The sequence below is a fragment of the Gimesia maris genome (assembly GCF_008298035.1).
Taxonomy (GTDB): domain Bacteria; phylum Planctomycetota; class Planctomycetia; order Planctomycetales; family Planctomycetaceae; genus Gimesia; species Gimesia maris.
This window is the reverse complement of the sequence record NZ_CP042910.1, coordinates 6506509-6528814: the sequence shown is the minus strand read 5'-3', so window position 1 is coordinate 6528814 and position 22306 is coordinate 6506509. Positions and strand designations below refer to the sequence as shown.

22 protein-coding genes are annotated in these 22306 nt (G+C 49.8%); 4 read left to right on the top strand and 18 right to left on the bottom strand.

Annotated elements, in window-relative coordinates:
• Nucleotides 1–281: 281 nt before the first annotated feature.
• Nucleotides 282–1445 carry a sulfotransferase family protein gene (locus GmarT_RS24330; RefSeq protein ID WP_002647142.1) on the top strand — a complete coding sequence of 388 codons (1164 nt, stop codon included), beginning with the start codon at nt 282–284 and terminating at the stop codon, nt 1443–1445.
• A 19-nt stretch (nt 1446–1464) separates the two neighbouring features.
• Here the strand turns inward: GmarT_RS24330 and GmarT_RS24325 are convergent, their stop codons facing one another.
• The 5 genes from GmarT_RS24325 to GmarT_RS24305 form a co-directional block, all read right to left on the bottom strand.
• Nucleotides 1465–1860, bottom strand: coding sequence for a hypothetical protein (locus tag GmarT_RS24325; protein WP_149303364.1), 396 nt, complete (start codon nt 1858–1860; stop codon nt 1465–1467).
• A 337-nt stretch (nt 1861–2197) separates the two neighbouring features.
• On the bottom strand, nt 2198–3238 hold the full coding sequence (cydB, locus tag GmarT_RS24320) for a cytochrome d ubiquinol oxidase subunit II (RefSeq protein WP_002647144.1): 1041 nt from the start codon (nt 3236–3238) through the stop codon (nt 2198–2200).
• 1 nt (nt 3239) lies between these two features.
• Nucleotides 3240–4592, bottom strand: a complete 1353-nt coding sequence (locus tag GmarT_RS24315) for a cytochrome ubiquinol oxidase subunit I (protein WP_002647145.1) — start codon at nt 4590–4592, stop codon at nt 3240–3242.
• Between the two features lie 69 nt (nt 4593–4661).
• Nucleotides 4662–5609: a M28 family peptidase gene (locus tag GmarT_RS24310; protein ID WP_002647146.1), complete on the bottom strand. Its 948-nt coding sequence runs from the start codon at nt 5607–5609 to the stop codon at nt 4662–4664.
• Between the two features lie 55 nt (nt 5610–5664).
• Nucleotides 5665–6468 carry a sulfite exporter TauE/SafE family protein gene (locus GmarT_RS24305; protein WP_002647147.1) on the bottom strand — a complete coding sequence of 268 codons (804 nt, stop codon included), beginning with the start codon at nt 6466–6468 and terminating at the stop codon, nt 5665–5667.
• A gap of 310 nt (nt 6469–6778) precedes the next feature.
• Between GmarT_RS24305 and GmarT_RS24300 the strand changes: the two genes are divergently transcribed.
• A complete protein-coding gene (locus tag GmarT_RS24300; RefSeq protein WP_157158960.1) occupies nt 6779–7306 on the top strand; it encodes a TlpA family protein disulfide reductase in 528 nt (175 codons plus the stop codon).
• Here GmarT_RS24300 and GmarT_RS24295 read toward each other — a convergent pair.
• The gene (locus GmarT_RS24295) at nt 7296–8048 is read right to left on the bottom strand and encodes a DUF1614 domain-containing protein (RefSeq protein WP_149303361.1); all 753 of its coding nucleotides are present in this window, start codon (nt 8046–8048) and stop codon (nt 7296–7298) included. The two genes, GmarT_RS24300 and GmarT_RS24295, sit on opposite strands and share 11 nt — an antisense overlap.
• Nucleotides 8049–8276: 228 nt before the next feature.
• On the opposite strand from GmarT_RS24295, the gene aroC reads away from it, so the two are divergent.
• Together aroC and GmarT_RS24285 are read left to right on the top strand one after the other, a co-directional pair.
• A complete protein-coding gene (gene aroC / locus GmarT_RS24290) occupies nt 8277–9425 on the top strand; it encodes a chorismate synthase (protein WP_002647150.1) in 1149 nt (382 codons plus the stop codon).
• Between the two features lie 14 nt (nt 9426–9439).
• On the top strand, nt 9440–9859 hold the full coding sequence (locus GmarT_RS24285) for a secondary thiamine-phosphate synthase enzyme YjbQ (RefSeq protein WP_002647151.1): 420 nt from the start codon (nt 9440–9442) through the stop codon (nt 9857–9859).
• A gap of 27 nt (nt 9860–9886) precedes the next feature.
• Here the strand turns inward: GmarT_RS24285 and GmarT_RS24280 are convergent, their stop codons facing one another.
• The 12 genes from GmarT_RS24280 to groL (GmarT_RS24225) form a co-directional block, all read right to left on the bottom strand.
• Nucleotides 9887–11245 (bottom strand): outer membrane protein assembly factor BamB family protein, encoded by a 1359-nt coding sequence (locus tag GmarT_RS24280; RefSeq protein WP_002647152.1) that lies wholly within the window; start codon nt 11243–11245, stop codon nt 9887–9889.
• Between the two features lie 159 nt (nt 11246–11404).
• Entirely contained in the window at nt 11405–12109 is a 705-nt protein-coding gene (locus tag GmarT_RS24275; protein ID WP_052301257.1) for an EF-hand domain-containing protein, read from the bottom strand.
• A gap of 352 nt (nt 12110–12461) precedes the next feature.
• Complete coding sequence (locus GmarT_RS24270; protein WP_002647154.1) at nt 12462–13793, bottom strand: Gfo/Idh/MocA family protein; 1332 nt, start codon at nt 13791–13793, stop codon at nt 12462–12464.
• A gap of 143 nt (nt 13794–13936) precedes the next feature.
• The gene (locus GmarT_RS24265) at nt 13937–14569 is read right to left on the bottom strand and encodes a gamma carbonic anhydrase family protein (RefSeq protein ID WP_002647155.1); all 633 of its coding nucleotides are present in this window, start codon (nt 14567–14569) and stop codon (nt 13937–13939) included.
• The gene (locus tag GmarT_RS24260) at nt 14559–15647 is read right to left on the bottom strand and encodes a DMT family transporter (RefSeq protein ID WP_002647156.1); all 1089 of its coding nucleotides are present in this window, start codon (nt 15645–15647) and stop codon (nt 14559–14561) included. Before GmarT_RS24260 ends, GmarT_RS24265 begins: the two co-directional genes overlap by 11 nt.
• Entirely contained in the window at nt 15634–15840 is a 207-nt protein-coding gene (locus GmarT_RS24255) for a DNA gyrase inhibitor YacG (protein WP_044238489.1), read from the bottom strand. The genes GmarT_RS24260 and GmarT_RS24255 overlap by 14 nt, the downstream gene beginning before the upstream one ends.
• 79 nt (nt 15841–15919) lie before the next feature.
• Nucleotides 15920–16216 (bottom strand): FmdB family zinc ribbon protein, encoded by a 297-nt coding sequence (locus GmarT_RS24250; RefSeq protein ID WP_002647158.1) that lies wholly within the window; start codon nt 16214–16216, stop codon nt 15920–15922.
• Nucleotides 16217–16253: 37 nt separating this feature from the next.
• Nucleotides 16254–16802: a nucleotide exchange factor GrpE gene (gene grpE / locus GmarT_RS24245; protein ID WP_002647159.1), complete on the bottom strand. Its 549-nt coding sequence runs from the start codon at nt 16800–16802 to the stop codon at nt 16254–16256.
• A gap of 94 nt (nt 16803–16896) precedes the next feature.
• The gene (gene dnaJ / locus GmarT_RS24240; RefSeq protein WP_002647160.1) at nt 16897–18027 is read right to left on the bottom strand and encodes a molecular chaperone DnaJ; all 1131 of its coding nucleotides are present in this window, start codon (nt 18025–18027) and stop codon (nt 16897–16899) included.
• 181 nt (nt 18028–18208) lie between these two features.
• Nucleotides 18209–19828, bottom strand: coding sequence for a chaperonin GroEL (gene groL / locus GmarT_RS24235; protein WP_002647161.1), 1620 nt, complete (start codon nt 19826–19828; stop codon nt 18209–18211).
• A 160-nt stretch (nt 19829–19988) separates the two neighbouring features.
• The gene (locus GmarT_RS24230) at nt 19989–20279 is read right to left on the bottom strand and encodes a co-chaperone GroES (RefSeq protein WP_002647162.1); all 291 of its coding nucleotides are present in this window, start codon (nt 20277–20279) and stop codon (nt 19989–19991) included.
• A gap of 153 nt (nt 20280–20432) precedes the next feature.
• Nucleotides 20433–22142: a chaperonin GroEL gene (groL, locus tag GmarT_RS24225; protein ID WP_044238496.1), complete on the bottom strand. Its 1710-nt coding sequence runs from the start codon at nt 22140–22142 to the stop codon at nt 20433–20435.
• Nucleotides 22143–22306 lie beyond the last annotated feature (164 nt).

Genomic DNA, 22306 nt, shown 5'->3' with positions numbered 1-22306 from the left:
TCGCGTTGAACCAGCAGAGTTCATCGAAGTCTGATAAGTGGGATGCCGAAATAAATACATTATGGGTCCGGTGATTCGGATCAGTTCAAATTTGGATATTGTGGTAGAAAAACAAACCCATAGCAGCTATTCTACTCTGCCTGCCCGAAGACAATCTCATATTTATCGAGTATAATATTGACCATCAAGCTGTGTTGAATTGATCAACGATGCTGAAAACGGGCATTCGTTTGCTAGTCGGGCTATGAAGTGTGTAGATAAAAGCAGGACAGTCTCCCCAGATGACTAAACCCCAGGAAAAGAACAGTGGATCGACTCAAGGCCCTTTTTGTGTCTGGTCTGGAATCGGATTCACAAATTTTGTCAAACTGATGAGCCTGCGACCCAGGATTCGCTGGTCAGGTCTGGGGCGACTCATATCTTCGGGTATCTTGAGCGTGTCCAATTCCTTTTTCAGCATGCTGGAAAACCTGATCTACAGTCGCAAAGTCAAAAAGACGCAACTCGAGCCCCCCGTATTTATCATTGGGCACTGGCGGAGTGGGACAACATTACTCCATAACCTGATGTCCAAGGACGATCAGTTTATTTATCCGAATATGGGAGCGATGCTGTTTCCCTCACACTTTCTGTTAACTGAGCGGGTACTGAAGCACGTCGTAAAACATCTGCTGCCAAAACAGCGGCCCATGGATAATATGCCTGTGACCTGGGATCTGCCCCAGGAAGATGAAACGTCTATCATGCTGCTGCATCTGATGTCACCATACCTGGCTATCACATTCAGTGATCAACCGGAAGTCTATAACCGTTATTACGAACTGGACCAGTTGACTCCCCGGGAAACATCAATCTGGAAAAAAACGTTTCTGTATTTCATGAAGAAGCTGACATACAAAGCGGGTGCCAACAAACATATTCTGTTGAAGTCACCAACACATACTTTCCGGATTCCGTTTCTACTGGAAATGTTCCCTGATGCACGGTTTGTATATATCTATCGTGATCCCTATAAAGTTTATAATTCGACACTGCATCTGCGGAAAACCATGTTTGGTGATAATGGTTTTGCTCCACTGGATATGGAGAAACTGGAAGAGGACATGTCGAATATTTATGTGAATCACCTGAATGTTTACGAGCGCGATCGAAAAATCGTGCCTGAAGGCCAGTTGCATGAGGTCCGATTTGAAGACCTGGAAGAAGATCCGGTAGGTGAGCTCAGAAAAGTTTATGAGCATCTGAATCTCTCAGGCTTTGAAGGGCTTGAGCAGAATATGCAGCCGTATTTGAAGGATCAGAAATCCTACAAGAAAAACAAGTACGAAATGGACGCCGCCCAGGAGAAGAAAATCTACGAACGCTGGCAAAAAGCATTCGAGATGTTTGGATACGAGCGACTTCCCTCGGAGTCTCTGGTGCAGAAAGCACGTGTGGCCTCCTGATCAGCCTGCTCAACAGGATTCAATTCTCCTGGTCAGAAGGCGTTTTTGAATCTTCGTCCGCTGATTTCTGATGATTCTTCCGCATTTCCATCAGCTGTTGTTCCAGTAGTCGCTGTTGATCATGAACGCGTGAAATCAGCCTAGTTGATCGGATACGCGAGGCGCTCATGTCCCCGATCGCACACAGGATCACCCAGAATGCGATCAGCAGGATCCCTCCCCAGTAAGCCGCGAATAATCCGGGATAGGACTTCCAAGGCATATAGGGTGAATCGCCAATCACAATCAGAAAACCGATCACCATCAACAGGCTAGATGTTTGCATCCGACGTCGGTACTGTTTAGCAAAAAACTGGTAGTCATCGTCACCCAGTTCATCATCGTGCTGTCGATGGAACCACGAGGTACGATGCAATTGGATCAGTCCTGCTCCAAATAGCACAAGAAGTGTACCAACGATTATGCCCGGGATCGTGTCTGTCACTATTGCTGCGTCCTTGAGTGATGGTGGGGGGAATCCCTTTGCCTGCTGAAATGTTAACATTTCAAACTGCCAGTCCTCTCGTTTTCAGTCTAACAAATTCCGTTTCAGATGAAACGTGTGTGATGGAATTTATTTTGCATGCGGAATAAGAGACGGGAACAGAGCAGTTTTGTTTGCTTTTCAGGATTCCTTTATTTCAGGGTAAACTGAAATGAATGAACGGGAATGGTGTTTTTTCTCAACACTCAACACTCAACAGACGCCAGATCTAATGGTCGTCTTCTGAACTGGCAGAAATCACGGCAGGCAGGGATCGGAACAGGATCGTGAAATAAACGCCCACCAGCAGAATACCGGGAATCCACCAGTACAAAGTGGTGGTCAGTTTTTCGGGTCCAGGCGAAGTATTATAGATTGTGAGATGATGTTCAGGATTTAATCCGGGCAGGATATTGGGGTAAATCGCCATGGCTCCTGAGAAAATTACGAGGTAAATAAACAGGCCCGAACTCAAAAAGGCCGGCATGTTTTTATTTTTCCAGCGAAGATAACCAGATGCAAGCAAAGACAGGACTGCAGCCAGTGGCAGAATGATTTTCCAGGGTGTCTCCGAGAAGCTTGTCCGGGCAAGAGGTTGTACATACCAGCTGGCAATGAATATGACGAGGGTCAGGCCGATTGAACCAGTCCAGAGCCACGTGGCTGCCTGACGCGCGTGTTGCTGGACTCTGCCATCCGTTTTGGCCACAAGCCAGAGTGCACCGTGATGCAGGAGGAACGTCGCAGAGGTGACACCACTCAGGATTGTGTACCAGTCCAGAATTCCCGTTGGCGGACCAATACGAAAATTTGTCCACAGGGGTTCAAAAAAAGAACCTGTCGCATCCAGGGGGACACCCCGATAAATATTCGCCATGGCGGCCCCCAGGATGATGATCAGTAATCCACTGGCAACAAACAGCATCAGGTTCCAGAAATGGATCCACAATGAATCTGAGAGGTAGTGTGGCAGTTCAATACTGATCGCCCGAAAGATCAGCAGCCAGACCACCATGGTCAATGGCAGATAAAATCCGCTGAACATGGAACTGAGAAATCCGGGGAATGCCATCATCATTGTGCCACCTGCGGCAATCAGCCAGACTTCATTCCCATCCCAGACCGGGGCGATCGACTGTATGATCTGTTTCTGTTCCGAACGATCGCGGGCAATCAGCAGGTGCAGGACTCCGACTCCCAGGTCAAAACCATCAAGGACGATGTAAGTCGCGATCATCAGAACCAGCAGGATCAACCAGACCGTTTCCATTTTATGCTACCCCTTCAGTCTCGGTTTCTGGTTGATTGATGAGTTCAGGTCCCTTTCCGATGATTCGAGTCACCAGGAAAAAATACAAAACTGACAATAACAGATAAAGTCCCATAAACCCGAGGAGAGTAAACATGACATTTCCCTGCGAAATGTTATTCGATGCGCCATCCGCCGTCTTCATCAGGTTATAGATCAACCAGGGCTGCCGTCCGATTTCAGTAGTGAACCAGCCCGCGGTATTGGCAATAAAAGGAAATGGCAGGGAAAGCATTAACAGCCAGAGAATGAAGCGACTGGTGTGCAGCTTTCTTTTTAAGACAAGTACCAGGCTGATTCCCATCAATGCGATAAACAGCGTTCCTAAGCCTGCCATGATGTGATAGGAAAAATACAGTAGCTCAATATTATCAGGCCAGAGATCTCGATCATATTCGGTGAGTCCCTTCACTCGCGCATTCCAGCTGGCGTGGGTCAGAAACGAGAGTGCTTTCGGTATTATGATCGGGTTATCGATTTTCATTTCCTGAAGATTGGGTTGGCCAAGGATGACCAGGCCGGCACCATCCTCCGTATGAAAGTGACCTTCCATCGCTGCGAATTTGACTGGCTGATGCTGTTGGACCTGTTTGGCTTCCCAGTCGCCGGTCGGCATGGCAGCAATCATGCTGGCGGGAAAACCGACCAGCACTGCCACCGACAGATAACGGCGGGAAATGTCCTGGTGCTGCTGTTTCAGTAAATGGAAGGCGGCAATCGATGCCATAGTGAAACATCCGGTTATGACGGCGCCGGTCATGGTATGCAGATATTGTTTGATCGCCCAGGGATTGCTGAGTAACGCCCAGATACTGGTCAGCTGGTAGATGCCATCTTCTCCGATCCGGTAGCCGACTGGATGCTGCAGAAAGGCATTCGTACAAATGATGAAATATCCGCTTAACCAGGTACCTGCAAACAGGAGGAAAGAGACCAGGCAATGCAATCGTTTTCCCAGTTTCTTCTCACCAAAGATCAGCAGATAGAGAAAGGTGGACTCCAGGAAAAATGCAAAGATCCCTTCCATCGCCAGGGTTTGTCCCAGGATCGATCCCGTCGATTTTACAAGTTGCGCCCAGTTGGTTCCAAACTGGAATTCGAGTGGAATGCCTGTGACGACTCCCATCAGGAAAGTGAGTCCAAATATCTTTAACCAGAACCGCGCGGCGGCATCGGCCCAGGGATTGCCACGTAAGCCTATGCATTTCAGGATGAAAATTAATAGCGCCAGTCCCATCGTCAACTGGGGAAACAGATAATGAAAGGAAGCCGTGAAAGCAAACTGCACGCGATGTAACAGCAGTGAATCAATCATGCCTCTGATTCCATTTCGTAGCGGGCGGTAATCGTTGAATCGGGCAATACATACATGAAAAACGTTCTTTCACTCTGGCAGGTTCTGCAGCCAGTAGATGAGCACGGTTCCCACTTTTTCCAGACTGGCTCCAGAACAGTAACGGGGAATATCGCGGGTCGTGTGCCAGGCCGGGTAATCAAAATCAATAATATCACATGTCGGGATGCCGGCAATTTCATTCAGGGGGAGATGGTCATCCCTGATTTCGTATTTGGCTTGAGCAAAAAACTCCCGCACCCCGGTTTTGCGAGCTGCATCCCAGATGCTGTGTGTTAACTGCGGCGCATACTTCAGACTGTTTTTCTCCATGTAGATTCCGAGATTCCTGTCGGCGATCATATCCAGCAGGACGCCGTAGACATATTCGAATTCACGCGGTTCATTTTTGTACTGCTCGGCAAAATATTTCGAACCCAGAAAATAAGGATCATTCTGACGGTAGACCAGTTCCTCGCCATCAAAGAAGACGAAATCAACTCCGTAGCCGTGGCTGACTTTCAAAGTCGGCATTACGTTTCCCAGCTCCATGAGAAAGGCGACGCCACTACCGCCATCGTTTGCTCCAATGAATAAACCCCGGGGATTATTTCGATCACGATCGGGAAACGGCCTTGTATCATAGTGACAGGCCAGCAGAATACGTTTTTTGGCATCCGGATTCCAGCTGACAATCATATTATTCATCCGCACCGGGTTCCCGGTAATCGGGTGCGGGGCATCGAAAGACTGGAACTGGACTTTTGCTTTGAGTTCCTTGAAATGGTCCAGAATGAGTTTCTGCTGCGCCGCCATGCCGGGAGAACCACTGATACGTGATTTGAGGCGACAGATTCTGGTCAGATAGTCAAACGAGCGTTTTGCGTCAAATGCAGTTCTGATTTCAGGATCATCTGCAATGCCGCCGGTCAGGGAAACCGTTCCCACCAGAATCAACAGGGACAGATAAACCACCGTTTGTTTCAGTCGCCACAACATGGAAACCCGTTTCATGATCTGAAAAAGACAATCATCCAAAAATGAACGATTGCTGTTACATAAATAGTAGTTTGATCGACATGCAGACAAGGGCAATATATAAAACTGTGCGGATGAATGCATCCCCTTTATTAACGGCCAGATTTGATCCAATCCAGCCGCCAATCGACATTCCGATCATCAGGATCAATCCGGTAAGCCACCAGATTTGCCCTTGCCATGCAAAGATTCCGATCGCTGCGATCGTATAGACGGCTACGATAAACACCTTATGCATATTGGTTCGTACTAAATCAATATTCATCAAATTATGAATAATGGCTATCAGAATAAAACCGACACCCGCCTGAATAAATCCTCCATAAAATCCTGCCAGAACCATCAACAGATAACCGGTGACGGATACCGAAGGTTCAGAAACCGTGGTTTCGGAAAGATTCCCATCGATTGATGAACTGATTGAAGTTTCTTCCTCTTTCGGTTCTGGTTTTTTCTTTTTACGATTACCAAGAATCATTGTTACCAGAACTCCCAACATGATAATTGCCAGGACGCGATTAAACCAGGCATTGCTGAGTTTAGTGCCTAAAAAAGCGCCAATGACAGTACCGGGCAGTGCGCACAGCGCCAGGGTCAGGCTGAGGCGGTAATCAGAAAAGCCTTTTTGTTTAAAACCGGCGACTGCCGTCAGGTTCTGACCTAAAATCGCGATACGTACAGTACCATTTGTGACGGCTCCGGGAATATCCAGAAACACCATGATGGGCATCAGTATAAGTGAGCCCCCCCCTGCCAGAACATTCAGGATACCGGCAATACAGCCAACACCCGCCAGTAATAAATAATGCCACCAGACCAACGGGTTCTACTTTCCTTCAGAAATGGATTGGGATGTTCGGAACTGTCCCACAGGGTGGGGATCAAAATTGATTCAGAGTTTAAGATAAATGCTGTCTGAACCTCGCGTCTCTATTACTAATCTGTTCGTTTTCAGCACAGTTTAGTAAACTTGAACGTAGATTAGAGTGTAAAGCTTTCTATGACAGAGTACCAAGAGAATGAAGTTCAATTTACGACAAACATTCACAATCTTTTTTCAAGAAAAGCAAATCCTGCTCCCCGTGATTTGTGCGACACTTTTATTTCTGCTTTCGGGGTGTGGGGCTGATGTGAATGAATCAAACGAGTCAGGCAGTGTGAGTGGTATACCGGTTGTGAAACCCACGCTGAAAATTGCTGACTGGCGCTATGTTGAGCAGTTCATCGCAGAAAATCAGGGGAAAGTTGTGGTCGTTGATCTCTGGTCAACATCCTGTCCTCCCTGTCTGCGTGAATTTCCGGATCTTGTTTCTTTACAGAATCAGTACCCGAACGAGGTTGTTTGTGTTTCTTTCAATTGTGATTACTTCGGAGGCAAGAATTATCCACCCGAGTATTATAAAAAACCGGTCGAAAAGTTTCTCACTAAACACAAGGCTTATATGACGAATATCGTCAGTAATGTGCCCGCAGAGGAACTGTTTCCCACACTGGATCTGGCTTCAATGCCGGCGACTTATGTTTATGATCGGCAGGGCAAGCAGGCGAAACGATTTGACAATGAACGCCGAGAATACGGCAAAGAAGGATACACCTACAAGCGGGATGTAATCCCTTTTGTAGAGAGCCTGTTGAAAACAGAAACCCTCAAACAATAAGTGCGGCGATCATGCCTGAGAGGACGATTCCGTCCCAGGTCCCGGCACCGCCGATACTGATCGATGGGGAATCCAGTTTTTTGAAATCGTTCCAGTGAAACAGGTCGGCTCCTATCAGCGGACCGGAAATACCAATCACAAAGGCAATCGGGGCATACAAAGCCTGGTAATTCATATCCGCATTACCGGTCAGCGGTCCGATGATCCCAAAGCCGAGAATCGTTGCGATGACCGACACCAGGGGCGGGATGAAGACCGGCATGGCAATCCCCATTCCCGGTACCAGCCGTGAGGTACGATAACAGACCATGGTATTCAGGCAGATCCCCACGATTGTTACCAGAACCGGTGTGATGCCCCCTCCAATAATAAAGCGAGACAGCCAGATCGCCAGTAAAACGGGAATCACGCAACCTCCCAGATTGACGGCAATAACTGCTTCCTGCCTCAAGCGTTGCATCTTCGGCATCAGTTGCATACCGGCCAGAGACTCAAACACGGGAACATTTACTTCCCGGTCAAGGGGAAACCTTGCGATGGGGAAGTTGATCAGAGAGCCAAAGATCATTCCAAATAGAACCAGGATGGCAGCCTGTGGACTGAGGTGCAGATTTCGTAAGGCAGTCTCTGCAAGATCGACAAAGATCAATGGGAGCATGCAGCCCATAAAAATCATCAGACTCAGTATCATGCAACCTGAAACGGGAGGCGTCTGAAATTGCTGGGGTGGCTGTGTCGACACGGTCAAACATCTTTCTATTCTGGTACTTTACCGGCCCTGCTGGTTCGATACATTTACACAGGGCTGGTTCAGGAAACCCTGTTTAGCCCGGGTATTTTAGCGGGCAGCACCAGTTCCTGCAGGTTTGTAGCGGGAATATTCGGAACAATTCCTACCTTCTCGCTGAATTCATACCGTGGAGACAGCCGGGAAGGATGAAATTCCTTGAAGTCCCGCTACAATCAGGGTATGGCAGGAAACAGTTTTGGACAAGCATTTCGGATTACAACAGCAGGCGAAAGCCACGGTCCGGGCAATGTCGTGATTATAGATGGCGTTCCGCCAGGGATTCCAATCAGCGTGGAAGATCTGCTGGTTGATCTCAATCGCCGCAAACCGGGACAAAGCAAGATTGTCACGCAGCGTAAAGAAGCAGATCATCCCGAGATCCTTTCCGGCGTGTTTGAGGGAATCACAACAGGAACCAGTCTGGCGATTCTCATCCGTAATGAGGACCAGCGGAGTAAAGACTATAGCGATATCAAAGACAAATATCGCCCGGGGCATGCGGACTACACCTATGACGCCAAATACGGTTTTCGCGATTACCGTGGCGGTGGACGTTCCAGTGCACGTGAAACGAATGTCCGTGTTGCAGCGGGTGTGGTCGCCAAAAAAATTCTGAATGCCGCATTCGGTGGACGCATCATCGGATATGTGACCCAGGTCGGACATCTCAAGGCAAAAATCTCCGATCCGACTTCGATCACAGCAGCACAGGTCGAGACATTTTCGGATGGCAGTTTGAACCCGGTCCGCTGTCCCGATCATGATCTGGCGCGTCAGATGTTCGACTTCATCGATTCTGTCAGAAAAGATGGCGATTCGATTGGTGGCGTCGCAGAAATTGCTGCCATCAATGTCCCCGCGGGACTGGGAGAACCGGTTTTCGACAAACTGAAAGCAGATATAGCCAAAGCCCTGTTCAGTATTCCCGCCGTTCTGGGAGTCGAATATGGCTCCGGGTTTGGCTGTGCGACCATGAGGGGCAGTGAAAATAACGATCACTTCATTGCTGAAGAGAGCGACGAAAGTGGGGAACCTGTAATTGGGACGGACACGAATCGTCATGGAGGCAATCTGGGTGGGATCTCCACGGGGCAACCCCTTGTCTTTCGAGCAGCGGTCAAGCCAACCAGCAGTCTGCTGATCGAACAGCCGACGGTTACCAGCCAGGGAGAGGCAACAACGATTCGCACAAAGGGGCGGCATGATCCCTGTCTGTTGCCTCGCTTCGTTCCCATCGCGGAAGCAATGATTGCCATCACGCTGGCCGACCATTGGTTACGCTGGCGGGCGCAATGTGCAGCGGCTCCGGATCGCACTCACAACGTTTGAAAGAGAAATCCATCATGGCCTGGATACAAAAGCAGATTCGTCTGCCTGCGTTTCGACGTGGTTTTCATATTGTCACTCAAGAAGTTCTCAGTGAAATTCCAGAACTCTCAACGATCAAGGTTGGCTTAATGCATGTCTTTATCATGCATACCTCCGCTTCACTTTCAATCAATGAAAATGCAGATCCGGATGTCCCCGTGGATCTGGAAATGTCATTTAACAAGATTGCACCGGAATCATTTCCTTACGTGCATACCTGTGAAGGACCCGATGATATGCCCGCACATGTCAAAGCGTCGCTGATTGGAAATTCGTTGACGATCCCGATCAGCGAAGGGCGCCTCTGTCTGGGAACCTGGCAGGGAATCTATTTGTGTGAGCATCGCAATCATGGCGGCAGTCGCAGACTGGTCGTAACGATTCAAGGCGAATAGATCGATTTGATTCTGCTTTCACAGTCTTTATTTACCCACGCAATACAGGTGTTTGTCTGAGCGGATAAAGAGGTCTCCATCGCTGATCGCAGGTGATGCGCTGAAATCTTCATTTTCATCGGTCAGACGATTCACAGAGATCTGTTCCAGTTGAGCGCTGGCCTTGATGACATAGGTTTCACCCGAGCGGGATGTGAAATAGACTTTACCATCTGCGATGACCGGTGAAGAATAATCACTGCCACGAAAACCGCCACCGCCACCTCGACCAGAACGTCCGCCGAAGCGGTTGCCGCCCGCTTCCTCTTCCCGGTCGTCCGTGGCAACTGAATCTCCTGATTCCAGTCGACCACGGAAGATCCGTTCTCCAGTTTTGGCGTCGATACAATTGACGATACCGCGTGAGAAGAAATAAATTCGTCCCTGGTACATTACCGGCGTTTCAATCCGGTTGGCATCACGTCCCGTCCAGAGTATGTTTGTTTTAGTGACGTTGCCTTTTCCACCTGCTTTGACAGCAATGGATCCGCCGCCCCGCCCTTCAATGCCATAGACAATACCGTTCTCAGCGATCACGCTGGAACAATAGGTGTCTGTGTCCATGGCTTCGCAGTACCAGCGTAGTTTGCCATTCTCTGGATTCATGCCCCATATTTCATAAGGAACACCCAGAACCAGGTCTGTCTCACCATCACTCCCTTTGACCAGAACGGGTGTGCCCCAGGTCGCATTAAAGCCCGTCGATTCCTGTCGCCAGACTTCTTTGCCGGTCTTTTTATCGAGCCCCACCAGGGCTTCACTTTCTGCCGTTGCTGTTACGATCAACAGGTCTTTGTAGAGAATCGGGCTGGAAGAAGAACCCCATCTACGGGGATCCAGTTCATCGCCGACGATGGTCTGCCACAGCTTGTTTCCATCCAGATCGTAAGCGACTGCTCCCGATTTACCGAAATAGGCATAGACGTTTTTTCCGTCAGAAGTGGGGGTATGGGAGGCATAACCGTGCTCGGCGAACATGCCGGTATAGATGTCTTCCGGAAGTACTGGATCTACTGTTTTGTCCCAGAGAATTTTTCCTGATTTTCGGTCCAGGCAGACCAGGTGCCTGCGCAGATCCTTTTGATCTCCGGGATCATTGCGAGTCATCCCATAGCCCGACCAGCAGGTGACAAAAACTTTATCACCTACGATAATCGGGCTGGATGAGCCATGACCTGGCAGAGCCACTTTCCATTTGAGGTTCTGTTGAGGACTCCATCTATCAGGAGTGGCCTGTTTTTCATCTGAAACCCCTGATCCGTTTGGTCCACGAAACCTCATCCAGTCTGCCTGAACGCTTGAGGAAATGAACATCAACAAAGCGAAGACAGCAATTTTGGGCTGCATGGCATATTCCCTGAAACTGAATGCGTTAATAAACCAAACGGATAACAGTGAGTTTCAAAATACAGGCTAGTCTGTGTCACAGTTTTACTGTAACGTCTCCAGGGCTGTTTGACTCGAGTATACGAGATTGAGAGACGCTACATTTAAATGTGATGCACACTAGTTATCAGATTCGGGACGCTTGGGGCGATCCCCGTCTGAGTTACGACCACCGCGTTCGCCACGGTCTCTGCCACCGGATCGATTGCGGGAGTTGAACTGTTCTGCCATTTTAGTCAGTTCGGCTTTATCAATTTCCTTGTCTTTGTTGGCATCCACCCGATCAAACATGGACTGCATTCTTTCAGGCAGTTCTTCTTTGGTGAGTTTGCCGTCTTTATTCTTGTCGTTAGCCATCATTCGTTCGACAAAATCGCCGCCTCGACCACCACGGCCGCCTTCACCACGTCCAAATGCACCAGGGCCTCCCGGTCCACGACGGTCTCCGTCACGACGGCCAAAACCACCAAAATCGGGACGCAATTCATCTTCGGTCAGTTTTCCGTTTTTGTCTTTGTCCAGTTTCTGGAGTGCGACGGTGGCGTTTTCAATCTCTTCTTTCGAGAGTTCGCCGTCCTTGTTTACGTCCAGAGTAATGAAGATCGGTAACATCAACATGAAATTAGGACGTCCACCAGGACCTCCTCTGCCATCACGGGGACCACCTTCCCGAGGGCCGCGGTCGCGGTCGCCACGTTCACGTCCTTCAGGACGATCGCCTCTTTCCGGACGGTCTTTCCCTTCTGGAGGCTGTGCTGATACAAGTGTGGTGGCGCTGATGGCAAGCAGGGCAGCACCAGTTGAAAATAAACGTGACATACGCATTTGAGGGTCTCCGGGAATGTGATTCAGAAATGTTAAGTGTCCTAAACCAGTGGGTTTACAACACTGGTTGTATATTAAATTGAAATAAGGTTTTACAGTCTGTTTTCACTGAATTAACACCGGTTGTGAAGAATTGCTGTATGAGTGGAAGCGACTGTGTACCTCAATCACATTTAAGCTACAAATATCAAACCCGGGAGACGAGAAAATGTTTCGGAAAACTCAATAATCTCAGAGAATTTCTACGAACAGAATAATATGGTAATGCGACAGTTTGTCCAAAAAAAAACGTCTGCAGGAAAACTGCAGACGTTTTGAAATTGGCTGATGTAGGACTTCGGTCAATCAGCTTCTATTTGAACGCTGTGATACCGGGCATGGCGACCGGCGGAACAGGAATCGGCCCCCACTCATAACTGGCCGGGGTCAGGTCTTCTTTTGAATTCATGGCTTCGTCCCATGTGATTGATTTACCCGTGTAAGCAGCCATACGCCCCATGATCGCCAGCATGGTACTCTTCGTCATGTAGTCGCCATTATTAATGGGTTCGCCAGAGCGAATGCTTGCGAAGAATTCATCATGTTCCACCTGATACATGTTTTTACTTTTACCCCGGAAGTCCCAGGTCTTTTCGCCTTTCGGATCATAAATACGATGTTTAAAGACATCGACACGTCCCTTGGTACCAAAGACATGGTCGGAAACATCGACGGCGCATCCATCCTGCTGTCGACAGCGGCTGAAACCTTTCACGCCATTCGGGTATTCATAAACGATGGCAAAGTGATCAAAGACATTGCCGTACTCTTTCCCGGTTCTGGTCTGTCGACCGCCGGTTCCACTACAGGCCAGGGGGGTCTGATCCTTCATGGTCCAGGCCATTTTATCCAGGCTGTGGACATGCTGCTCGGTATTGAAATCCCCGGAAAGCCAGGTGAAGTACAGCCAGTTGCGCATCTGCCATTCCATGTCGCTCCATTCGGGCTGCCGCTCAAACATCCATAATCCACGGGTGTTGTAACTGCATTGAATGGCCATTACATCGCCGACTGCACCATCATGAATCTGCTTAAACGTTTCCCGCATCCCTTCGTGATACCGCCAGCAGAGTCCGGAGACGATCGAAAGGTTCTTTTGTTTTGCCAGCTTGCAGGTTTCCAGAACGGATCGTACGCCGGGGGCATCAACGGCAACCGGCTTTTCAGCGAAGACATGTTTGCCAGCTTCAATGGCGGCCCGCAGTTGCATGGGACGGAAGTGGGGCGGTGTCGTCAGCAGCACGACGTCGACACAGTCAATCACTTTCTGATACGAATCGAAGCCGACAAATTTGTGATCGGTGTCTACCTGAACCTGCTCAGCTACGGGATTCTTTTTCAGGTTCTGAAAGCTCTTGTCGAGGTGGTCGTAAAATGTATCACCCATGGCGACCAGTTTGGCGTTGGGGTCGGCTGCCAGTGCCTGAGCGGCGGCTCCGGTTCCCCGTCCACCACAGCCAACCAGGCCTACGCGAATCACATCACTGCCTCCGGCAAACAGACTGGATTGCAGCGCCGTCAGCGGAGCGGAACCAGCGAATGCGACACTTGATAATGAAGAAGCGGCTGCGACAGCTGCCGTGCCGTTTTTAATAAATTCACGTCGCGTCGTTGAGGGAGAACTCTGAGGTCGGTCGGTATTCATTCGATAATCCTGAATTAATTAGTTTCATTGAAAAACTGATTCCTTAGGATACCATACACAACCTACTGTTTTCGAGGCAAAAAGCAGATCTGGTAACAGGTTTTTGCAAGAGTGCTTGGACCTGTGAACAGGTCTGCTGAGAGTTAAATCTCAGTTATTAACGCGTCGATATGATCTCTACCAAAGCGTTGCAGACTGGCTGCTCCCAGATTCACGTAGTGTTGCCAGGTTGCTTTGAGACGTTCCTGCTGCTGATCTGTGAGTACTTTAATCTGCCGGGCGGGACAGCCTGCCCAGAGTGTCCCCGGCGGTACGTGGATACCTTCCCGTACCAGGGCACCTGCTGCGATTAATGCACCTTTTCCGATCACGCAGCGGCTGAGAACCGTGGCACCGATGGCGATCATGGCGTCATCTTCCACAATCGAGCCGTGTACGATGGCAGCGTGTCCCAGTGTCACGCGATCACCGAGAATACAGGGGTGCTGATAATCGGTATGCAGGATTGAACCATCCTGCACGTTGGTCTCTTCTCCCACTTCAATATACTCCAGATCGCCGCGCAACACACACTGATGCCAGACTGTACTACGCGCTTTGAGACGCACTCTTCCGGTGACAATCGCATCCGGTGTCACCCAGGCTGTCGGATCGATGATTGGCGAAGAATGGAGTGCCTGCCAGTCACAGTCTACTTCCGGATAAGGGAATTCGGGAGGAGCGGGAATCTCCGCTTGTCTATGTGGCCAGTCAGGTGAAGCGGAGTCATGATTCATCAGAAGGACCTTTTTCTTGCTGTGTTGAAATTCCGGTTGTCTGAGTCAGGCTGCTGTTCGGAATGGTGGCTCGTTTTTTTTCCATCAGGAATAAACCGCCGATTGTGAGGGCGGTACCACATAACAGCCAGACGGTTAACTGTTCACCAAAACAAAGTACGCCAGCGAAGGCGGCCATTGCCGTCTGAGATGCATTTAACAGGTTGACGCGGGTGACCGTCAGATATTTCATGGAGGCACCAATGGCGAAAAACGCAATCGCATTCATGATGCCTCCGACCAGCATCACCAGATACTGCCAGGGAGTCGTGATCCAGAAGATTGAGATTCCCAGCCGATAAACGGCGACACCCGTCAGACAGATCAGTCCTGTGGTGCTGATCAAAACCAGAGTGGCCGAGATGGATGTTTCCCCTCGGACCGAACCACGAATGACCGCACCTCCTGCCCCGTAAGAACAGCCGGCAAACCCTGCCACAAAGATGGTAAGTGCCACAGTCGCCATTGAGCTGGAATGGTGTTCCATATTTTCAAAAACGGATACTTCAGCCTGATGGGCGCCCAGGCTCAGGATCACAATCGCCGCAGTCAGAATGATCATGGAGGCGAACATGCGCGGGGTGATGGCCTCCTCCAGGAAAATTCGTCCCAGTAGAGCCCCCGTCGTCAACAGTGTGGCGAAGCAAAGGGGAACGGTAAAAGCCAACCCTCCCAGGCTGAGCGACCATTGAAACATGACGTTTCCACCAAACTGCATGACAAGCCCGGTTAAAATTAAAGGGAGGACGAGTCGTCTCGGAGGCAGTGCAGGCAGTCCCTGCGATCCGCGGTAAGCAACCAGGGCCCAGCCAACGATAGTGGCGGGGACCGATTTAAGAGCAGAGATCCAGATGGCCCAGTCGGCATTGTTGTCCACAGCTGCTTCGCGCAGTGCGATATTGGCAGCAGTATAAGCTAACGCGGATAACAGTCCATATAACGTGCCCTTCACGGTGGGGGAAAGTCCACCAGTAAGTTCGCTTTCGGAGCTTTCAGGCAAAGCAGGAGCGTCCGATGAAGTCTCTTTAATCGTCTTCACCCTCTTGCTCCAGTTGCTGCAACTCGATGATGCGCGGGTCGAGTTCTTCTACAATCGCATAACGGCCATCTGACCAGCGAAAGAAGTCAACGTCACGGCATTTTTGGCTGCAGAATGGAAACGGGGATTGATCATCACTTGCCTGGAAGGTGACAACCTTGCGACAAATGGGACATGTTTGTGGTTGGATCATCGGATCCTCAGACAAAAAGGGGAGCGAAATCGGGGTCTGATTCTCTTATAGATCATTCCAGTGGAAATATCAAAGGTAATCAGGAATCCGCTGACCCACTCTTACTGGAAGAACCTGAATCACCGCTGCTTTTTGAATCGGAACTCGGTGACTGTGTCTTGGTATCAGCGGCAGCATCTTTTTTGTAAGAGCTGCTCCGGTAATCAGTTTGGTAAAAACCAGAACCTTTGAAGATGATTCCGCCGCCTGCGCCGATGACGCGTTTTGCTTTCAGCTTTCCGCATTCAGGACACTTTCTGAGCGGCTTTGCAGTAATGGACTGAAATTCTTCCCATTTATGACCACACTGGGAACATTCATAATCATAAGTTGGCATCGATTAAGACTCACAATGAAAAGGCAATGAGAAGTAATTAACCTTCGGCAGGACCCGAAGAAACAATGACTTTGGTGGGGCGAACCACCCGGTCATTGAGAATAAAACCCTGTTCCAGTTCCTGGATGACGGTCATCGGTGGATGCTCATCGGAGGGCATCTGCTGCAGTGCTTCATGCAGGTTCGGATCGAACGGTTTTCCCAGGGCATCAATGGGTGTCACATTATGTTTGGAGAGCACGTCAAGAAGCTGTTTTGCCACCATTTCGACGCCCTGTTTAAGGTCACCGACCTGGTCAGCACTTTCAGCGGCATCGACGGCCCGTTTCAGATTATCCAGGGCTGGTAATAAATCCTGGATAAAGGGCGCTGCAGCGTACTGGCGGAGCAGTTCCATTTCTTTCTGATGCCGTTTGCGAACGTTGTCCAGTTCAGCCTGCGAACGCAGAAAACGATCCTGGTTCTCATCTCGCTCAGAAATCGCGGACTGTAGCTGTTCTTCGACTGTCGGCGCTTCGTCTGTCACTTCACTCTCCTCAACCGGAATTTCTTCGGTCTGGTTTTGAATCTCTTCTGGTTGTTCCATATCTGCCATTTTTCTGACCTGCTACGCTGTTTCAAACTGTTTTGAATATGAAAACAAAAAAAACGGAATGCTTCCTGACACACGTTCACATCGATTAATCGGAATGTGTGAAGTACTCCTTCAATTTGTCAAAAAACGAATTACGATTCGGGCTGCGGTGAGAAGAGACTTCCGCGTGTTCAATTTCTGCCAGTTCACGCAACAACTCTTCTTCGCGCTCTGAGATCTTCTTGGGAACATCAATCTGTACGACGACATGCAGGTCGCCGCGTCGGCCCCCATGAGGATTGGGCATGCCCAGCCCTTTCAGTCGGAAGACTTCACCTGGCTGAGTTCCCGAAGGAACTTTCAGATCGTGTCGTCCTTCCAAAGTTGGTATCTCGATATTGGCTCCTAAAGCAGCCTGTGTATATGTGATCGGAACATGACAGCTCAGTTCCTGCTCCTGGCGTCGGAACAGGGGATGCTCATCAACGCCGATGACGACATACAAGTCACCTCGCGGTCCCCCATTGGCGCCCGGATTTCCTTCGCCTCTCAAGCAGAGTTGCATACCATTGTCGATGCCGGCAGGGACTTTGATTTCCAGAGTCGTTTCTTGTGCGATACGACCCTCTCCACGGCAGTCCGAACATTTTTCGACGATGACTTTGCCGGCCCCTCGGCACCGGGGACAGGTTGTCTGTACCCGGAAAAACCCTTGTGACTGCACGACCTGGCCGGCGCCGCCACAGTAATCACATTCATCTGGTTCTGTACCTGGTCTGGCACCTGTGCCATGGCAGGTATCGCAGGTTTCCTGGCGATTGATATGGATTTCACGGTCGCAGCCAGCTGCAGCATCCAGTAGATCAATCTGAAGGCTGGTTCTCAGGCTTTCACCCTGTCGCGGACGATTGCCGCCGCGTTGCGATGAATTTCGAAAACCAAAGCCCTCAAACAGATCGCCAAACGCACTGAAGATATCGGAAACATCATGGAACTGACTGGCGCCTGCGCCGAAATCAGCGTGCCCATAGCGATCATAGTGGGCACGTTTTTTATCGTCACCCAGAACTTCAAATGCTTCAGCGGCTTCTTTGAAACGTTTGATGGCTTCTTCATCACCCGGGTTGCGATCCGGGTGATTGGCCAGCGCCAGCTTCTTGTACGCTTTTTTAATTTCAACGGTGGTCACTTCGCGCGATACGCCGAGAATTTCATAATAATCGCGTTTCGATGCCATAAATCACAACTCGTCGTATATCTAAAAGGTTTTGAATCAGACCATGTCCGCACTGGTCAGATTCTTGCTATTCTCGTTCTAATCAGAACTGAAAAAAACGGGCCACCATTTTACGGCGGCCCGTCTGTTATCACAATGTTTCTCCTGAATTCCTGTCATAGAACCCAGGTTGTGTCAGAAACTATCGAACACTACCTTCGACGTCAGCCAGCTTGTTACCTTCGGTGCTGTCACTGCGGGTGACAAGTACCTGGGTGGTCAGCATCAGGCCAGCAATCGAGGCGGCATTTTTCAGGGCGTTTTTCACGACCTTGGCCGGATCAATAATTCCTGCTTTGAACATGTCGACGTATTCGCCGCTGTTGGCATTATAACCTTTGGAGCCAGTCAACTGCTTGACTTCATCGGCGACAACGGCACCATCCGTTCCACAGTTTTCTGCGATCTGTCGAATGGGGCCTTCAAGAGCACGGGCAACGATGCTGATGCCAATTTTCTCGTCGTCGTTTTTGCCTTTGACTTTTTCAACGGCTTCGATAGATCGCAGCAGGGCAACGCCCCCACCGGGGAGAATGCCTTCTTCGACAGCAGCACGTGTGGCATGCAGAGCATCTTCCATACGGGCTTTGGTCTGCTTCATTTCAGCTTCAGTTGCTGCACCGACAGAAATGATGGCAACGCCGCCAGTCAGTTTTGCCAGGCGTTCCTGGTATTTTTCACGATCATATTCGCTCTCAGTTTTCTGCAACTGTCCGCGGATCTGAGCGACCCGAGCCTGCAGAGCATCTGTTTTTCCGGCACCTTCAATCAGGGTACAGGAATCTTTCGTAATCTCAATCTGCTTGGCCTGACCCAGTTGAGCCAGTTCCACTGATTCGAGCTTGATCCCCAGGTCTTCAGAAATGACGGTCCCGCCGGTCAGCACAGCGATGTCTGCCAGCATGGCTTTACGTCGATCACCAAAGCCAGGAGCTTTGACAGCAGCAATGTTAAGAACGCCACGAAGTTTATTGACGACCAGAGCGGTCAGTGGTTCGCCTTCAACGTCTTCAGCGATAATCAACAGTGGTTTTCCTGTCTGAGAAACTTTTTCCAGCAGAGGCACCAGATCACGCAGGGCAGAGATTTTGGATTCGTGAATCAGGATATAGCAGTCTTCCAGAATGCACTTCATCCCTTCTGTGTCAGTGACAAAGTAAGGTGAAATGTATCCTTTATCGAATTGCATCCCGTCTGCGAAAGACAAGGTTGTTTCATTTCCCTTGCCTTCTTCAACGGTGATCACTCCGTCACGACCCACTTTTTCAACGGCGTCGGCAATCAGATTGCCGATGACACTGTCATTATTAGCTGAGATCGCTCCAACCTGAGCAATTTCTGCCTTTTCAGTGACAGGCTTGGCCAGTGCTTCGATCGCAGAGACAGCAGCTTCAACGGCTTTGTCGATTCCCCGACGAACGATCATGGGGTTGGCTCCCAGAGACAAGCCGCGCAGGCCTTCCTGATAGATAGAGCGGGCTAAAACGGTAGCAGTCGTTGTACCATCACCGGCAACATCGCTGGTTTTGGTTGCAACTTCGTTGACCAGTTTAGCACCCATGTTTTCGAACGGGTCTTCGAGTTCAACTTCTTTACTGACTGTAACACCGTCTTTGGTCACCAGGGGGTTGCCAAAATTTTTATCGATGATCACGTTGCGTCCCGTGGGACCCATGGTGATGGCTACAGCGTCGCTGATAGTTTGCACGCCTTTTTGCAGCTTGGCACGTGCGCGATCTTCAAACAATAGTTGCTTTGCCACGCTTATAAACTCCTCTGTTTAACAGGAATGAACATTCAATCGGATTGCTCCGTTCTCCCCTGCGTGAATTGTGATTGATTAAAATTCTCGAAGCAGACAGAGACAGTGTTGAGTTATCCAATTACTATCTCTGTCCGAATGGTCCGATTCTGTACGTTCTTTACTTGATGATTTTAGCAAGAATGTCACTTTCCCGCAGGATCTTGACGTCTTTACCACTGACTTCGATATCGGTTCCGCCGTATTTGCCGTAGAGAACTTCATCACCGACTTCAACAGCAACCGGGCAACGCTCACCACTTTCCAGAAGACGCCCCGGTCCTACAGCGATTACAGTACCGCTCTGTGGTTTTTCCTGAGCTGTGTCAGGCAGAACAATCCCACCAGCAGTTGTTTCTTCTGCAACATTGGGTTCAATCACGATACGGTCATCAAGAGGATTCAGTTCCATTTTGTTAACTCCCAAGTATTCCAATTAGTCTGGTTGTATGTGTGAATCCGGGAGCATTTCCCGGAAGTAATTTGTCTTTATATTGTAACAGTCAGGATCCGGTGAAGGCCCTGTTGCCATGCTCTTGTATCAGAGGAGCATGGCGATGGTTTTTTAGAAGCCACCCATGCCGGGCATGCCGCCCATTCCAGGCATACCGCCACCCATTCCGGGCATGCCACCCATGCCACCCATGCCGCCCATGTCGTGGTGGTCATCGTGGTGGTGGTCGTCTTCTTCGTCTTTGGGTTCCTCGACAACAATGGAATCTGTTGTCATCAGCAGGCAGGCAACACTGGAGGCATTCTGCAGTGTGGAACGCACGACTTTAGCCGGGTCAACGACACCAAAGTCAAACATATCGCCATATCGATCATTCAGTGCATCATAACCAAATGAGCTGCTTTTATCTTTTTTGACACGATTGGCAACTACAGAACCATCCTGTCCTGCATTTTCGGCAATCGCCCGCAGTGGCATTTCCAGAACTTTCTGAATCAATGCCACTCCCAGGGCCTGATCGCCAGACAGCTTGAGGCTGTCGAGTGATTTGCTGGATCGCAGCAGGGCGATTCCACCGCCGGGGACAATGCCTTCTTCAATGGCAGCACGGGTCGCGGCCAGTGCGTCGTCGATCAGGTCTTTGCGTTCCTTCATTTCCGTTTCGGTGGCAGCACCTACGTTGATCTGAGCCACTCCCCCTGCCAGTTTGGCCAGGCGTTCCTGAAGTTTTTCGCGATCGTATTCACTGTCGGTGACTTCGATTTCAGCCCGGATCTGATCAGCACGGCCACTGACGGCAGCTTTATTTCCACCGCCGCTGACGATTGTTGTGTTGTCAGAGCTGACATGAATTTTCTTGGCCTGACCAAGATCTTTCAGTTCAACAGCTTCCAGCTTGATCCCCAGGTCTTTGAAAATGGCTTTGCCGCCAGTCAAGACTGCGATGTCTTCCAGCATGGCTTTGCGACGATCACCGTAGCCAGGTGCCTTAACTGCACAGACTTTGATGATGCCACGTAATTTGTTGACAACCAGGGTCGCCAGTGCTTCGCCTTCAATATCTTCTGCAATGATCAACAGTGGCGAACCGTCTTTGGAAACCTGTTCCAGCAGTGGTACCAGAGCCTGGGCTGAGCTGATCTTTTCTTCGTAGATCAGGATGCGCGCCCGTTCCATATCACAGGTCTGGTTATCTTCATCAGTGACAAAGTGTGGTGACAGGAATCCGCGTTCAAACTGCATCCCTTCAACCAGATCGACTTCTGTCGAGACGCCACGACCTTCTTCAACAGTGATTACGCCATCAGCGCCCACTTTTAACAGGGCGTCTGCAAGAATCTTACCGACTTCCGGATCATTGTTTCCGGCGATCGTAGCCACAGTCTCAATGGCTTTCTTGTCTTTGCCTTTGACTTCCTTGGAGATCTTTCCGATCTGCTCAACAACTGCCTCAACGGCTTTCTGAACTCCACGGCTCAAGGCCATTGGATCAGCGCCTGAAGCAATGTACTTCAGCCCTTCACGGAAAATGGCTTCTGCCAGAACCGTTGCTGTTGTGGTTCCATCGCCGGCAACATCATTTGTTTTTGAAGCAGCTTCTTTAACCAGCTGGACTCCCATGTTCTCAAAGGGATCTTCCAGTTCGATGTCTTCTGCTACAGTGACACCGTCCTTAGTTACCTTTGGTGTTCCCCAGCCTTTGTCCAAGACAGCATTTCGCCCTCGCGGCCCAAGCGTACTGCTTACGGCTCGCGACAATTTAGCGACTCCTGCCAATAAACTCTTCCTGGCCTCTTCGTCAAAGCTTAAAAGTTTTGCCACAGTCTCTCCTCAACCAGCAATAATGGCCAATAATGTTTGCCCATGACCACGATGATCTCTCACGCGCATGACAGATTCACTTGCATGCATTCTTTGTCGCGTGAGTACGTTTAGGTGTAATACAACAAAGTTGGCAGGGATTTATCTGGACCCCGACCACGGTG